Below are 16,117 nucleotides of genomic sequence, written 5' to 3'. Positions count from 1 at the left end.
TGGATCTATGCCAAATCTAAAGTCCGCAGCCTCTTGCATAAAAAGGAAAGAACCGGTATCCTGAATAAAAGGAGATCAAGATATGAATGAAATAAACAAGGCTCTATCCGAACTGTGGCTGTCGGATGCGGAATGCGATGTGTGCGCCCGGCTGCGGCAGATACAACGGCATGAAAATCCCAATTTTGTTGCGGAACTCTCCACGGGGTATGTCGTTTTGGGCGATGATCAATACATCCGCGGCTATACGTTGTTTCTGTGCAAGCAGCATGCCACCGAGCTGTTTGAGCTGGATCCGCAGTTTCAGGCCCAATTTCTGAAGGAAATGGTTCTGACCGCAAAAGCGACAGCAGCGGTTTTCCATGCGGAAAAAATGAACTATGAATTATTGGGGATCGGCAAAAGCCTGCACATGCATTGGCATCTGTTCCCCCGTCATGCCCACGACACGCCGGTTCCCGGCCCTGTCTGGCGGACGCCGAAGGAAGTTCTGCATGGTCCGCAGGCCCAGATTTCCCCAGCCCAGCGCCAGGCATGGATTATGCAGCTGCGTGAGGAAATAGAGCGGCTGCTGACCGAAAGCAAATAAACCGGGCAATCAAAGAAAACAAAACTAATCATAGGAAAGAAACAAGAAAAACCAGCCGCGGCTGGTTTTTCTGTTGTAAGTTTCTGCTTATTGGATTGTTTCATCGTTGGAATCCGAGTAGAGATAAAATTGATTCTTGCCCTGCTGCTTGGCAACGTACATCGCCTGATCTGCACGGCTGAATAAGCTTGGATAGGTATCGTCAGGCAGGCTGAGGGCGGCGCCGATGCTGAGCGTCACGGCGGCGTTGATCTGTTGGCGGTGCAGAAGCTGCGGCAAGGTCTGCATGATCTGGGTCACTTTCTGATGAATGACATCGTGATCGGTAGAGCGCAGGAAGACGACAAATTCATCACCGCCGATCCGGCCGATCAAATCGCTCTGCCGGAAACAGGTTCTTAACAGAGCGCCGATCGTGGTCAAAACCTGATCCCCGACAAAATGACCCAGCTCGTCGTTAATTACCTTAAAATCATCCAGATCAATCATAAACAGACAGCCGCTCATGCCTTCGCCAAGCTCTTGGGAAATCTGCAGCTCAGCGGCTTTTTTGTTGAGGACAGAAGTCAGTCCGTCGTAATTGGACTTTTCAATCAGCTGCCGTTCGCGGTATTTCTGTTCCTGAATGTCGGTCAGCTTGCCGATAATCATAACGGGATCCCGATGGAACCGTTCATAGACAGCCTGGAATTGACAGGTAAACCAATGATAGCTCTCGTCGCGGGTCTTGATTCGCAGCTGAACCGTACCGAATTCCTGAAACCGATGCACGGTTTTGAATGCTTCCTCCAGCTTATAAAAATCTTCCGCGTGAATATACAACGACAATCCATGGTTCTTTTTCACATTGCTGAAGGATCGGGCTTTGATCGGCAGGATTTTTTCAGCGTTGCTGGTCAGCTCCAGCGTATCTTTGAGAACATCATATTCAAAGATTAAGGTATCGGAAAACCGCGACAGAAAAGCATAACGGCGTTGTTCCAGATTGATCTGGCGGCGCTGATGACTCAATAAAGCATAGAACAGATAGGCGATGCCGGCGGTGATCAGAATCAGAAATAAACCAATCCGCATCGTGAAAAGCAGAATCATCTGTGAGCTTTCCGAAGCTTCGTTGGCATGGATAAAATTGACCAGTGTCCAATTGTTAAAACCTAATGGTGTTAGTGAAACATAAAGCATGCCTGCTTTGCGTGTCTGAACACGGAAGGTACCCGAAGTCTGCGCCTGCAGGCAGTTGCGGATCTGCTTTTGCGTGGCTTCCGGATTGTGATTACCTTCCAACAGGGCATAGAAGTTGGAGTAATCGCTGGTGCTCGGAGAGGTGGTGTAGATAAACGAGCCCTCCGGCAGAATGATCCAGCTGTTTAAGGGAGCGCTGACCCGGTCCGACTGACTTTTGGACAGCAGCTGGGTAATATCCACCTGTGCCTGCAATACAGCTTCTAACTGAGCTTGGCGCATTAACGGCGCAAGGACTTGGAAAAAAGCTTTGCCGGAAGGATGATTCTCAATTGCGGTAATGAGTGTTCCGGATTGAATCAGCTGGGCTTGCTGCGCCGCATCCAGTCCGGCTTCCGATAACGTCAGCACATGAATTTCAAAATGCGTGTTCTGCAGCGTCAAATCTGCCAGCAGGGGATTTAACGTATCCGCATCCCAATCCTGATTGTTCGCAGGGATCAGCGCCGCCAGCGTTGCCAGCGTATCCTGAATATCGACGACGGCACCCGAAAACTGAGCGCCTTCGCTCTCAATGTAAGCGGTATAATTTTCCATGACCTGCTGCTCAAACTTGACGTTCAGCCAGTTTTGATAATAGCTGAATAATATAAAAATGATGCCCGCAAATATCAAAGTACCAAGAATCAGCAGCGAGCTGGTTTTTCTGCTTTTTCTCTGCATGTTGTTCACATCCGTTCTGATGATGGAAAGCGAGAAGATCGGATCGATAAGAAGAAATGACAGGTTTGTGACTTTACTATGAAAATTATATTCAACAAATTGAAAAAATACAACATGAATTACGAAAATCAGGCTTGATTCCGGATTGTTTCATCAATTTTCATTCAAATTAAGGTTAAATCTAAGCGCTTTCGCTTGGCATTCGATTTTGATCATGGTAAACTATAAGGCGGAGTTGAGAAAGATGATACAATTTAAAGAGCTTATTGTAAAAGGCGGCGAAGTCGCGGTCCTGTTTTTTGAACTGCTGGCCTTAATTATGATTATTTATGCCGGATGCAAAGGGGCAATTTCCCTGTTCAAAAAAGATGACAACGTAGCCCTGGATCTGTTAAAAGGATTCTCGACGGGTCTTTCCTTTTTGTTAGGCGCCGAGATCCTGAAAACAATCGCCCTGGAGGAAGTCAGCGAGCTGATGATGGTCGGCGGCGTAATTGCGATGCGGGTGGCGTTATCGATCCTGATCCATTGGGAAATGAAGCAGGAACAGCACGAACGGGAAATGGAACTGATCGAAAAACAGAAGGATTAATCCTTCCGCCTGAAGGGGAAAACTCAGCCGCGGACTTCTCAGACAACGAGGACTCCGGCGGTGCAGGCAAATATGAAAAGAAACGAAAGCGCAGTGAGAGCTGCGCTTTTGTCATGAAAAAAGCTTCGTTTTGCCCGCTTACAACAACAGCTTAGCCAAACGAAGCGAAGGGAAAATGGAAGAACAGATTATTCTTCCGGATGGGGCAAAGGCAGATATTTTGCTTCATAGTCGGATACCGGAATCGGCCTGGAGAACAGGAAGCCCTGAGCGATTTCCACATGGCACTGATCAAGGATACTCAGCTGTTCTTCAGTTTCAACACCTTCGGCCACCAGTTTAATTTTCATTTTCTGACAGACGTCGCTCATCGCTTCGATCAGGGCGCGGGCTTTGGCATTGGAGGCGATGTCCTGAATCAAGCTGCGGTCCAGCTTGAGAATGTCGAAGTCAGCTCCGGAAAATAACGAGAGATTTGAAAATTCTACGCCGAAGTCGTCAATCGACACGCTGAATCCAGCCCGCCGCACGGTATCAATCGTATGCCGCAGATCTTCTTCCTGCACGTCCAGCGCGTTTTCCGTAATTTCAATTTCCAACAGGCCGCGGTCGATGTGATAATGATCGCTCAGTTCAATACAACGCTGACAGAAGGTCTCTTCCAGCACGGTATACCGCGAAAAGTTGACGGATACCGGCGTGATTCGGCGTCCCTCACGGATCCATTTCTGCAGCCGCAGACAGACAAATTCAAAGACGAAGAAGTCGATCTGACTGATCGTTTGTGTTTCTTCCAGCAGCGGGATGAAGGCGTTCGGGGCAAGGATCAGATTCTGATCCAGCTGATACCGCACCAGTGCTTCCGCTCCAACCAGCTGTCCGGTTTCAATGGCGATCTTCGGCTGGAAATAGACGAGGAAGCGGCTTTCGTTAATCTTTTGCCGCAGGACGTTCAGATTGGCCAACGGCAGGACCTCATCGGTATGATGCCGGTAACGGCCAGGCTGGGTCGCATGGTAGTAATACGCTTTCTTATCCTTATACATTTTTTCATCGGCAGCCTTGATGGCCGAAGGCAGCAGCGAGCCGCAGGAAGCCCAGTCGGTCCCCAGGGCCAGGTGCAGCCTGGCGGAGTTCTGCAGCCGCAGCCGCAGATGATGGACCTGATCAAAAAACTCTTCCTCGTTCAGATCATGCGTCAGGACGACGAACTCATCACCGCCGATCCGATAACACGAATCCGCCGCGAAGCAGGCGCGCAGATGATCGGCGCAGCTTTTCAGCGCCTGGTCTCCGCAGTCGTGACCAAACTGATCGTTGATTTCCTTAAGCCCGTTGAGATCGACAAACAAAACCCCGGCCGCTTCCGGACTCTGCATCTTCTTATCCAGATCCTGAATATAGCGGTTGCGGTTGAACAGGCCGGTCAGGCTGTCGGTATAGCTGAGCTGAGCCAGTTTGATTTTATCCGCTGCACGATGCCGCGCGAGAAGCAGGAAATAGCGCAGCGTCTGCAGGACGACGATGGAATTCTGCAGCTTGTCCGGAGCTGGATTATGAATGCAGATGCAGTCGGTGACTTCGCCGCGGACTTCCAGGGCCAGCAGAATCAGCCGCGCGATGCCCAGGGAATGAAGCAAAGCATATTCTTCAGGGGAGGAAGTCTTCAATTCCTCGATATTTTCCACAACATAAGACTGATTCTTTTGCAGCTGTTTCAGCCAGCGGCCGATCAGCGGCTTGACGCGGGCATCGGAAAATAATCGGGTCGGATCCTGCGGATCGCTGGACCAGCGTGAAGTGACGGTAAAATGAACCGGATTTAATGAACACAGCGTGATCCGGTCAGCTTCCATAAACTTACCTAATCGCCGCAGCATTTCAGGGATGGCGGATTCCAGCATTTCATCCTCGTACAGCTCACGCACGCAGTCTACAATCAGTTTTTCATTCTCCAGCATCCGCTTCAGCCGCTGCTTTTCCGCTTCGCTTTGGGTTGTGTCGAAAGCAATTTCCAGCCGCGCCCGCCGTCCGTTCCAGGTAATCAGGCGGTCTTTAAGCAGATAGTGGCAATGCGTCAGGGGATTATCCATCTCTTGGGTGTACGTTTCATTTTCCTTTAAAATAGCATTGGTACAGAACGGACAAGGATGATCCAGACCCTGCAGCACGTTATAGCATTTCCGGCCTTCGATCGAGTCGACATGGAAGGCCTGACGTCCGCTTTCGTTGATGAATAACAGTTCATAGGTTTCAGGATCGGAGATATAAATGAGTTCGCTGATCTCGTTCATCGGCGCCTGCAGCTCACGGTTCAGCTGATCCAGTTCCGCCTGTTTTCTGCGGGTCTCAATTTCTTTCTCTTCCAGCAGCTTCTGTCGTTTGTGCTGGATGTGGCTGAAATAAAGCAGCGCCAGCGTAAGCAGAAGAAAAAAGACATTGACGAAAAGCAAAGAAGTCTGAGCGCGGTGAACGCTGGCTTCAGAATAGGTTTCCGCGAAACTTACCGCATCGTTGGCCAGATCAAAATAGATCTCGCTTAACTGGTAGAGATTCTCGGCAGAACCTCCGCCGCGGTAATCAACAATCGCAGCTTTCAGCTGGATCCACGCCTCCTGCAGCCGCTGGACCTGGCTTTGAAATTGTTCGTCATCCAATCGGATCAGCGCATCCGGACCTTCGCCGGTTTCCAGTTCGTTTAATAACAGATCAATTTTCCCGATCATCGCATCGTCAGCCTGATGATTCAGTTCCTGCTTGACCAGACGCTGGGTTGCCCCGCGGACAATGCCGGTATAATTGATCACCCGGGCGTTGCCTTGTAAATTCCGGATCGCAAATAATGAAAGAACCCCGGTGAGAACCAGGGATAAGCTTAAAGGAACGAGTAAAAAACGCGTGGAGTAGACATTTTTATTGTTTTTCATAACGATACAGCTTTCTTCAATCCTGCACGGACATTCCGCGGGAAACTGGGCCGGCTCCAGGGGGCGGACAGGGAGCTTGTTACTTCCATTATACTGCTTTTTATGGGGAATAAAAGACTAATTCGCTAATCCGCCTGCTCAAATTCGTTGTTTTGAGAAAGGTCGGAAAATGATCAATCTTAAAACAAGGTCAGAAACGGATAAGCTTGTACAAAGTAGTCCGTTTTGATACCATTTAATAATTGAAAAAACTGGACGGAACGTCCAGTCACAGGATAAACAAAAATCCGCTGATCTTTTTTAGAATTCTTTTTAGCGTACAGAAATCCAAAGAAGATCTCAACAAGAAAGAAATCAGGCCGCTTCTCTGCGGAAGCCGGTGATGCCCATCGCCCCTTTGCCGCCATGCACAGTCATGACCGCGCCCAATTCAAATACCAGTACCTCCTGGAAACCATCGTTCAGCACACGCTGACGCAGTTTTTCCAGCAGATCCGGATCGGCGCCTTTGGCATAGATGATCAGCGCTAAAGTGCGGTCCAGCGGTTCTTCGCTGAGGAAATCCTCAACCAGCTGGGAAGCCGCTTTTTTCATCGTGCCGTAATATTTTTTCGTATTGATCAGCTCGCCCTTGAGAATGTCAATCCGCGGCTTGATCCTTAACAGAGAAGCCCCCAGTGCTGCGGCATTGCTGACACGGCCGCCGGCTGCCAGGAAATCCAGCTTTTCCGGAATGAACAAGGTTTTAATCCGCGGCACCCACTTGCGGATTTCATCTGCCAGCTCTGCGGCGCTCCATTGCGGATTGCGGGTATGCAGTTCCACGGCTTTCAGTGTCAGTAAACCGAAACCGCCGGAAACATTCAGACAGTCGATCAGATGGATGCGCTTTTCATCGCAGTCCTGCAAACTGATCGTCGCATTCTGAAACGAGCAGGAACACGCTGAGGAATACCCGATATGGACGATTTCCACTTCCGGATCTTCCAGCAGCCGGTTAAAAAACTGACTGTATTGATAAGGACTGATCGCGCAGGTCTTTGGGATCTGCCGCGTGGAATCGTAGAAATCATAAATTTCCTGAATTGGAAGCTCGCCGTCAAGCACAGTCCGATCTGGGAAATTGACGCTGAAAGGTACCATTGGAACATTTAATTTTTCCAGCATGGAAACCGGGATGTCAGAACAGCTCTCAGTTGTAATGATTGTTTTCATCAAAAAGCCCCCCACTTATTATCAACTCTGATTCTTCTGGTTTACAAAGTTAGAACATCTAATTAAGGAAAACCAGACACCTATAATGTACCGTGAACCGCGTGTCAAGTAAAGTCTTCTTTTGGAAAAAAACAAAAAGAATTTCATCGAGAAAAGAAAAGACCACACATTTTTTAAAATGTGTAGTCTAAGAATGTGAACAACTTATGAAAATTTTCTAAGCGTCTAAACCACGATGCGAAATTCTCTGTGGTTTTTACGCTCACGCTTCGGCAGGCTGAAGGTTCAGCTTTGTTTTCATCAGTTTGCGGTAAGCGTAAATAAAGCAGAGAAGATGAACCGCAAAGGTCAGAATCCAGGAGATTGGATAGGAAATATACAGACTGAACAAAGTATGCTCGATCTGGAAAACGGTGAAGATCCACAATACGCGGAAGGCACAGGCACCGGTCAGGGAGACCAGCATCGGCATGATGGAATAGCCCAGACCGCGGATGCTTCCGCAGCAGACGTCCATCAGACCGCAGAAAAAATAGGAAGCACTGACAATCGAAAGCCGAACCAAGCCGAAATCCACAACCGCCGGATCGGAAGAATAGATCGAAAGCAGCGGCCGGCCGAGCAGGTAGGCGCCTTGACCCAAAACCAGACCGATCACCGTGACAATGCCCAGACAGTAAAACAAGATTTTCTTGATCCGTGTGGTATTGCCGGCGCCCAGGTTTTGGCTGGTGAAGCTGAGCGAGGTCTGATAGATCGCATTCATCGCCGTATAGACAAAGCCTTCGATGTTGCTGGCAGCCGTGTTGCCGGCCATCACGACAGAACCAAAGGAATTGATGGAAGACTGGATCAGGACGTTGGAAATGCTGAAAACAATTCCCTGCAGTCCGGCCGGAATCCCGATCCGCAGCATTTCCTTCACCTTGTCGGCATGCAGCCGAATCTTGTTTTTATGCAGCTGGCACATCCCATCCATTTTTAACAGGCACATCAAGATCAGCACCGCTGAAATCACCTGAGAAATGACAGTGGCGACGGCGACCCCAGCTACGCCCATGTTGAAGACAATGACAAAGAACAAATTGAAAATCACGTTGACCACACCGGCAACGGTCAAAAAATACAGCGGCCGTTTGGTATCGCCGATTGCCCGCAGGATGGCTGCGCCGAAGTTGTAGATCATAAACGCCGGCATGCCAAGGAAATAAATCCGCATATACAGAACGGAATGCGTGATGACGTCGGCCGGAGTACCCATCAGTTCCAACAACGGCTTGGCAAACAATACGCCGACAAAAATCATCAAAATTCCGCCGATGATTGAAATGGCAATGGATGTATGAACTGTGTCTTCGCAGTTCTGCCAGTCCCGGGCTCCGCAATACCGAGCGACCATGACGTTGGTGCCGATCGAAATTCCGATAAACAGATTGACTAATAGATTGATCAGAGCGCTGGTAGAGCCCACAGCTGCCAAGGCATGGCTGCCGGTAAACTTTCCAACAACGACGATATCTGCGGCATTAAACAGAAGCTGCAGCACCCCTGATAAAATCAGCGGAAAGGCGTAGATGAGGATGCGGCTGAACAGCGGACCGTTGACCATATCCACGGCATAAGATTTTTTCACAGTAAAAAGTTCCCCCTTAAGTCTCGAAAGTATTATACGCCCCTGTCCGGGAATTTCAAGCAAAGAAAAACGGCAGCCTGCCTTCTGCTTTATTTCCTGGGAAATTCCGACATACAGGTTCAGTTCACCGATTTTTGCACCCCTGATTTTTCAGATTGAGATGGAAAATCGAAACCGATGTCAGGAAGCTGGAAAATGGCAGGAAACTTTCATGAGGAGCGTGAAGGATTTCTCTTTTGTTATGATATAATCTTGTTAAAGAAGACGCTTATTGAAATGAGAAGCTCAAGCTTGACCAATAAGGAGGAGAAAAATGAGAAGGAAGATCTTGTACGGAATCGTAGTACTCGTTCTGCTTGCCTTGACAGGCTGCACTGCGGCTCCATCCAATAAACCTGAATCTGAAGATCCGGTAAAGAAGGTTGACTTAATCCCGATGGTGATGATTAACGATCGAATTTATCTGGATACAGGCCGTGAGAGTGAGGCGGAGCTGCGCTGCGGAACGATGGATGGAACGATTACATCCGAAGTTGACCGCAGTGAAAAACCGACTCAGAACAATCAGTCTAATTTTGGAATCGGATATGGTTATCAAACAACCGGATCCGAGGACACCATTGAGATCGAAATCGAGGGAAAGTGGTTTGTCTTTGAGGCGGAAGCCACGGCGGATTAACCTAGCTTTTCCTGGAACGCGCAGCGGGTCCCGGCTCAGTTTGGGATAAGCTGTGTTCATGGGTAAACCAGCATAGAATAGGATTCTCATTTCAGATTTATTCAGATTCAGTTTATTTCTGATCAAGGAGGGACAGGATGCTTAAAATTATTCATGCACGAGGAATCAGTGACCGCGGGATTGAGGAAGAAAAGACGGTGTTCATAGATCAGGGCAAGTTTGTCGCACCCAATGAGGAAACAACGGAATGTGAAATCATCGATGCTCACGGCGCTTATCTCTGCCCCGGTTTCATTGATATTCACACCCATGGAATGATGGGCTATGATTTTATGGACTGCACGGAGGAAGCGATTGACAACATCGCGCGGGCCCATTTGATGCAGGGAGCGACGACGATCATTCCGACATCGCTGGCGGGAAGCCGCGAAGCCACGCTGAAATTTCTGCAGGTGTACAGCGAAACTGAGAAATGTCAGGAAGGCCGTGCGGATATGCCGTGTGTTCATCTTGAGGGACCTTATTTTGCGGCATCGCAGAAAGGCGCGCAGCCGGAAAAATATCTGCGCACTCCGGATCCGGAGGAATATGGCGAAATTTTGGAGAAATACGGCAGTTTGATCGGCCGCTGGAGCGCAGCCAGCGAACTGGAAGGGATGGAAGCCTTTGCCCGTGAGTGCCGACGGCACCAGATTTTGGTTGCTTATGCGCACAGCGACGCCGATGCGCAGCAGGCAATGGAAGCCAACCGCTGGGGATTCAGCCATTATACGCACCTGTATTCCTGCATGAGCAGTGTCCATCGCCGGCAGGGGCGGCGGTATGGCGGATTAGTCGAGTCGGCCTACCTGATGGAAGACACGACCGCAGAGCTGATCACAGACGGCATGCATCTGCCGCCGGAGCTGGCTGAACTGGCTTATCGCTGCAAGGGCGCGGATAAGGTCTGTCTGATTACGGATTCGATGCGGGCTGCCGGACTGCCTGAAGGGGAATACGTATTAGGAGCCAAGGAAAGTGATCATAAGGTAATCGTGCGCGGCGGCGTGGCCTGGATGCCGGACTTTGAATCATTTGCGGGCAGTGTCAGTTCGATGAGCCAAGTCGTTCGGATTGCGGTGCAGCGCTGCAATATTCCCTTGCGCGACGCAGTGAAAATGGCGACCAAAACACCGGCTGAAATTATGGGATTAACGAATAAAGGCAGAATTGAGCCGGGGTATGATGCGGATTGTCTATTGCTCAACGACGATCTGCGGCCGATTCTGATCCTAAAAAACGGAAAGCTTGTTCTGGATAAGCGGGAGGATTAATATGCGGACTATAAAAAAAGAAGAACTTACGGTTAAGATTTTTGAAACACGTCAGGAATTAGGCCGTCAGGCCGCCTCGGAGGTTGCCGCGGCAATACGAAGTTTATTGCAGATCAAGCCGGAGATCAGCCTTGTTTTTGCCTCCGCCCCCTCGCAGAATGAGTTTCTCGCTTCTTTAGGACAGGAAGCGATTGACTGGGGCAGAATTACCGCGTTCAATATGGATGAATACGTCGGCATCGATCCCGCTGCCCCGCAGAGTTTCGGCGCTTTTCTCAAGCGCTCGCTGTATGACCGCGTGCCTTTGAAACAGGTACATTTGTTTGACAGCCAAGCCGCTGATCCGCAGCAGGAATGCCTGCGTTATGGAACCCTGCTGGAAGCGGCGAAGCCGGATATCTGCATTTATGGAATTGGAGAGAACGGGCATCTGGCGTTCAACGATCCGCCGGTCGCGGATTTTGCGGATCCCAAAATTGTCAAACTGGTCGAGCTGGATGCCATCTGCCGACAGCAACAGGTCAACGACGGCTGTTTTGCGGCGCTGGATGAAGTTCCGAAGCAGGCGTTTACGCTCACCATTCCGGTCTTGATGCGGATCCCGCAGCTGTTTGGCATGGTGCCGGGAGAAACCAAGATCGCCGCAATTGACAAGACGATCAACGGTCCGGTGACCACTGCCTGTCCTGCCAGCATTCTGCGTACGCATCCGCACGCTGTTTTGTATCTGGATGAGATCAGCGCGCAGAAGATTCATTGAAGCTCCAATCAAAAAAACGATCCTTTCGTCAGCTTTTGACGAGGGATCGTTTTTGCGTATTGATTCAACAGGACAGAGCCAGATGAACTTCCATCCTTCCGTTTATCTGTTTGGGAAGGAAAGGGATGCACGGAGGATCAACACTCCCAATCAGAAGGGTTGCCCGTTTTCAGCTCCATAGATGCAGATTTGATCACGGCCCCGTTGTTTTGCCTGATACAGCGCCTGATCGCTGCGCTGCATTAACTGATCCACGGAAAGCTGCGGATCATCCGTTTGGGCAATGCCGATGCTGGCGGTTAAGTGCGGCAGTTCTGAATGCGAGCGGAATTGTTCGCTCATTTCTCTGAGGAAAATCTCGGATCGTTGCTTCAGGTCATTCAATTCCCAATCCCCCAGATATAAAATCAGAAACTCATCGCCGCCTAGCCGTGTCAGCACAGCGTCCGGGAAACATTGCTTTAATAAATCCGAGGTCAAGATCAGCGCTTCATCGCCGGCCTGATGTCCCTGGGTGTCATTGAGCAGCTTGAAATAATCCAGATCCACATAGATCAGACTGACCCGCTGATCCCCTCGTTCCTTAGCCAGAATCTCATAGAAATGCCGGCGGTTGAACAATCCGGTGAGAAAATCAGTGTTGGAATTAAAGAGAATCTGCTGCTCCATCTGACGCTGAGTTGTGATATCACGGAAGATATACAGCTGTCCGGCCAGATTCATGAATATATCGTAGATCGGTTCTTTGCGGATTTCCAACAGCCGTTCGCCTTTTTCATCCTGGATAGTCGCTTCCCGAAATTCTGAAGCTTCCGCGCCGTGCAGATGGGGAAGGACCTGAGCCTGCCATTGACTGTAATTTTGGCCGAGGATTTCCTCAGCCTGAACTGAGAAGTAATCCTCAAAGCGTTCATTGACATTGATGATCACATTGTCGCTGTTGACGACCAGAATGGAAAAAGGCATGCTGCGCAGAAGGATCGCCATTTCGGTTCCCATGTTTTCTAAATCGGTGACGTCATGTGCGATGCCGACGGTTCCCATCGGTTCTCCATTTTCGTCCAGGATCGGGGTTTTGTAGGTCTTGAACTGACGCAGCCCATGTTTGCTTTTGACTTTTTCATCAAACAGACAGGTTTTGCGCGCCTTCAGCACCATTTCTTCCGTTTCCAGACAGACATATTCGCCTTTCTCATATTCTTCCTGTTTCAGATCCCAGATATAATAATGACCCCGTCCGATGACATCCGCTTTCGTCTTGCCGACGGCATGGCAGAAAGCATCGTTGACGTTGACATGAACGCCGCGGATATCCTTGAACCAGACAAGATCCGGAATACTGTTGATCGTTGATTCCAGATAATTGTTCGTCAGCCACAGCTCTTTTTTGGTTTTCAGCGCATCCAGCCAGCGTTGAAAAGCCTGAGTGATCAACGGCTGGGGCATCGGTTTGCGCCAGATATCATCACAAAGCGGACACAGTGTTGTCCAGATTGGAGCCTGTGCAGAGGCTTCGGTGCAGACGATCAGCAGCGTTTGGCTGCCGCAGCGCTCGCGCAATTCAGGCAGATCTTCCTGATTTGGTTCATCCAGGATCAGCATGTCGATCTTTGCCAGCGGCCGATCCGCAAGCTCAGGACAGGTTTTAATTTCTATTTCAAAACGTTGGGGCGGCAGGGCCAGAGACATCGCGCGTTCCCAGGCAGAGCTTGAACTGATGATCAGAACCTGTAATTTACAATGAAACATCGCGGGATCCTCCTTGCTGCGCCGCAGCATCCATACCGGACAGAGCCAGCTGATCAAAGCCGGCAGGTTTACAGAAATAGAAACCCTGAGAATATTGAATGTCGTAATCCAGAATGTGATCCTGGATGGCTTTGTTTTCCACAAACTCAGCGACGATCTTCATGTTGAATTCACGGCCGAGAACGGTGATTGCCCGCAGCAGTTTGCGGTGGGTTTCACTTTGATGCAGATGGCGGATGATCTCACCGTCGATTTTAAGATAATCCGGATTGAGTTCCATCAGCTGCAGGAAATTGGAATACCCGGAGCCGAAGTCATCAATCGCAATCTGAACACCATATTGACGGATTTTATGGATGAAGCGGCGGAGTGTTTCCACATCGCGGAAAGGCTCATCCTCCAGAATTTCCAGAATGAAGTGTTCCGGATGAGCGGCTTTTTCCAGCTGCTCAAAAATCAGCTGCTGCATTTTCTGGGAATTGATATCGTAAGCGGAAAAGTTCAGTGAAACACTTTCACCGCGTCCGGCAAACAGTGAGAATACCCGTTCATACATCCGTTCGCTGAGATAGGAATACAGATGATATTTTTTCGCTGTATCCATAAAGAACGCCGGTGCATAAACCGTGCCATCCACATCGATGATCCGCATCAAGGCTTCATAATGGCTGATCGACTGGGTTTGATTATCCCAGATTCCCTGAAAGTAAGGGACGACACCGTCATTTTCCAGAGCCCGGGTCAGGACGTCGATGATTTTGAACTCTTCAATGCTGCTGAGCGGTTCATCGGCTTCGTGATCACAGATCAGAAAGGAAGTCTGACGATGCCGGTTGGCATGAAGTGTATTTAAGGCCCGTTCCACCATGTCCTGCTGATGGAGCACGACGACAAAACGACAGAGAACTGTTTTTTGGATAGCCTGAATTTTGATAAACTGAAACTTGTCAAAGAGCGCATGAACAAGGCTCAGAAACTGATCTTCACTCATGGCCGGCCCGGCCGCGGCAAACAGCGTTTCTTCGTTAAGCAGATAGCTGGTTAGTCCCGGCTCCTGCACGATGGAGCGCAGAAACGTCTGAATCTGATCGGCAGCCTGTCCCAGCAGCGCTAAATACTGATCCTGACCCAGCTGCGAGCGAATCGCTTCCGCGTTTTCAATTTGAATCATGACCAGCTTGTCATACGGCCGCCGTTTGTTTTCTTCTTTATATTTAATGTAGTTGCCCAGTCCGGTATGGATGTCCACCGTCAGCTTTTCCTGAAAGCCCTGCTGCTTTTTCAGCAGTTCTCCCATCAGGTATTCATTTTTCCGCGTCACAGCCTCACGTTGTTTTTTCAGAACATAATTCAACAGATCCTGCGTGTCATCCGCAATTTCGCCCAAATCATCGAAGACGCGGCTGTCCGGTCTCAGATAAACCTGGTTTTCCGCGGTGCCGACAAGGCAGCAGGCGCCGTTGAGAAATTCGTTGACGCCGTTAAGGTTGGAGATTTCACCGAGGATGAAAGCGCCGCAGACTCCGTAACCCCGGAAGGGACTGAGCTCCCATTCCGCGCAGTTGTGCAGGTAAAGACGGCGGAACAGGCAGTCGTAAACAAACAGGTTTTCAATCGGGATATCACTGATCGTGGAACAGATTTCATAACAGCGCTGAATGCAGGCGGTGGGACTGGTATAGCCGATGCGGAATTCGGTGTTAACCGGAATCCGACTGAAATACTGGCTGATTCGTCCCGCTGATGCATCATATTTCAACATCCGGCTGGCTCCGTGATGGTTTTCCAGGATCATCGGGAAGCGAACGATTTCATCATTTTCAGCAATTTCCTGCCAGCTGCTGTAACCGGCAGCCTGTTCAATGCCGAGCTGTTCACGCAGCCAAGCTTCAGCAGGAATTCCGTCGACGCTGTCCCAATAGGAACCATCACAGCCAGTCAGTGTATATTTTTCACTGACCGGTTCATGCGAGATGTTGACCTCATTGTAAACTGTCAGCGCACTGCCGCCGATGGCTGCCGCGGCAATCGCCTGATCCAGAACACCGCTGCCGTTAAAAACATAGGAAGTGACATTCAGCGGCAGGATGTCGCCGGCAATTCCTCCGACCAGCTTGGTTGTGGAATTGAAATGGTTAAATGCTTCAATGCAGGCATGAATATCGTAATAATGATCAGAACAAAGCACATGCATGAGCTTGGCTTGGGTGCGGTTGGCGAACGCCGCCAGTTCGCGTCCGACTTCGGCCGCCGATTTATTTTTCCACGTGAAAAACGCCGTCTGAAAATGCGACTTTTCATAGTCATCGATAAGGACTAAAGTTTGATCTGAATATTGCTGATCCCGGAAAATGATTCCGCTGGCGCTGCAGCCGATGATCTGGGCCTGCGGAAACTGAGTCTGCAGTGTTCGGGCCAGCGAAGCGGCTTCTTTGCGGCTGGCAATCGCAGTATAAATTCGGATCAGATAAGGCACAGTGCAGTCCAGCGCCTGTTTCTCAATCAGCGCTTTTAAAGAATCTTCGTCTTCGTATAAAAAGCTGACAGTTCGCATCGACCATGCCTTCTTTCTTTTTCAGGATTAGAAATTTGGATGTTAAAATGTTCATTTCTAAACTAAATACTAGCACACTCAGGGCTAAAAAACAAATCCCAAGCCGGCTGAATGCAAGCTTCTTATCCCGGTTTTCCTGGTTTATTCCAAAGGCCTGACCGTCAGTTCGCAATTCCTGAAAAAACAAGCTGCATTTGACGC

The 16,117-nt window shown here is 49.6% G+C and carries 11 protein-coding genes; 5 read left to right on the top strand and 6 right to left on the bottom strand.

Features of this window, described 5'->3' with window-relative positions; genetic code table 11:
- The first annotated feature begins 82 nt into the window (after positions 1-82).
- Positions 83-589, top strand: a complete 507-nt coding sequence (locus MCG46_RS16925; protein WP_240281030.1) for an HIT family protein — start codon at positions 83-85, stop codon at positions 587-589.
- 87 nt (positions 590-676) lie between these two features.
- Here MCG46_RS16925 and MCG46_RS16920 read toward each other — a convergent pair whose 3' ends face one another.
- Positions 677-2,494, bottom strand: a complete 1,818-nt coding sequence (locus tag MCG46_RS16920; RefSeq protein ID WP_240281029.1) for a GGDEF domain-containing protein — start codon at positions 2,492-2,494, stop codon at positions 677-679.
- A 244-nt stretch (positions 2,495-2,738) separates the two neighbouring features.
- On the opposite strand from MCG46_RS16920, the gene MCG46_RS16915 reads away from it, so the two are divergent.
- Positions 2,739-3,086 carry a DUF1622 domain-containing protein gene (locus tag MCG46_RS16915; protein ID WP_240281028.1) on the top strand — a complete coding sequence of 116 codons (348 nt, stop codon included), beginning with the start codon at positions 2,739-2,741 and terminating at the stop codon, positions 3,084-3,086.
- A gap of 188 nt (positions 3,087-3,274) precedes the next feature.
- Here MCG46_RS16915 and MCG46_RS16910 read toward each other — a convergent pair whose 3' ends face one another.
- The 3 genes from MCG46_RS16910 to MCG46_RS16900 all read right to left on the bottom strand — a co-directional run bounded on the left by MCG46_RS16910 (position 3,275) and on the right by MCG46_RS16900 (position 8,861).
- Positions 3,275-6,013 carry a putative bifunctional diguanylate cyclase/phosphodiesterase gene (locus MCG46_RS16910; RefSeq protein WP_240281027.1) on the bottom strand — a complete coding sequence of 913 codons (2,739 nt, stop codon included), beginning with the start codon at positions 6,011-6,013 and terminating at the stop codon, positions 3,275-3,277.
- A gap of 354 nt (positions 6,014-6,367) precedes the next feature.
- Entirely contained in the window at positions 6,368-7,228 is an 861-nt protein-coding gene (locus MCG46_RS16905) for a DegV family protein (RefSeq protein WP_240281026.1), read from the bottom strand.
- A 262-nt stretch (positions 7,229-7,490) separates the two neighbouring features.
- The gene (locus MCG46_RS16900) at positions 7,491-8,861 is read right to left on the bottom strand and encodes an MATE family efflux transporter (protein WP_345893088.1); all 1,371 of its coding nucleotides are present in this window, start codon (positions 8,859-8,861) and stop codon (positions 7,491-7,493) included.
- A 313-nt stretch (positions 8,862-9,174) separates the two neighbouring features.
- Between MCG46_RS16900 and MCG46_RS16895 the strand changes: the two genes are divergently transcribed.
- The 3 genes from MCG46_RS16895 (at position 9,175) to MCG46_RS16885 (ending at position 11,613) form a co-directional block, all read left to right on the top strand.
- Entirely contained in the window at positions 9,175-9,540 is a 366-nt protein-coding gene (locus tag MCG46_RS16895; RefSeq protein WP_240281025.1) for a hypothetical protein, read from the top strand.
- Positions 9,541-9,677: 137 nt separating this feature from the next.
- On the top strand, positions 9,678-10,853 hold the full coding sequence (gene nagA / locus MCG46_RS16890) for an N-acetylglucosamine-6-phosphate deacetylase (RefSeq protein WP_240281024.1): 1,176 nt from the start codon (positions 9,678-9,680) through the stop codon (positions 10,851-10,853).
- A gap of 1 nt (position 10,854) precedes the next feature.
- Positions 10,855-11,613 (top strand): glucosamine-6-phosphate deaminase, encoded by a 759-nt coding sequence (locus tag MCG46_RS16885; RefSeq protein WP_240281023.1) that lies wholly within the window; start codon positions 10,855-10,857, stop codon positions 11,611-11,613.
- Between the two features lie 150 nt (positions 11,614-11,763).
- On the opposite strand, the gene MCG46_RS16880 is transcribed toward MCG46_RS16885, so the two are convergent.
- The gene (locus MCG46_RS16880; RefSeq protein ID WP_240281022.1) at positions 11,764-13,362 is read right to left on the bottom strand and encodes a sensor domain-containing diguanylate cyclase; all 1,599 of its coding nucleotides are present in this window, start codon (positions 13,360-13,362) and stop codon (positions 11,764-11,766) included.
- Positions 13,349-15,916 (bottom strand): bifunctional diguanylate cyclase/phosphodiesterase, encoded by a 2,568-nt coding sequence (locus MCG46_RS16875; protein ID WP_240281021.1) that lies wholly within the window; start codon positions 15,914-15,916, stop codon positions 13,349-13,351. Before MCG46_RS16875 ends, MCG46_RS16880 begins: the two co-directional genes overlap by 14 nt.
- Between the last annotated feature and the right edge of the window lie 201 nt (positions 15,917-16,117).

Origin of the sequence: Holdemania massiliensis (assembly GCF_022440805.1) — a bacterium.
Lineage (GTDB): Bacteria > Bacillota_I > Bacilli_A > Erysipelotrichales > Erysipelotrichaceae > Holdemania > Holdemania massiliensis_A.
Note: the sequence above shows the minus strand (reverse complement) of the source record. Positions and strands in the feature narration are given on the sequence as shown.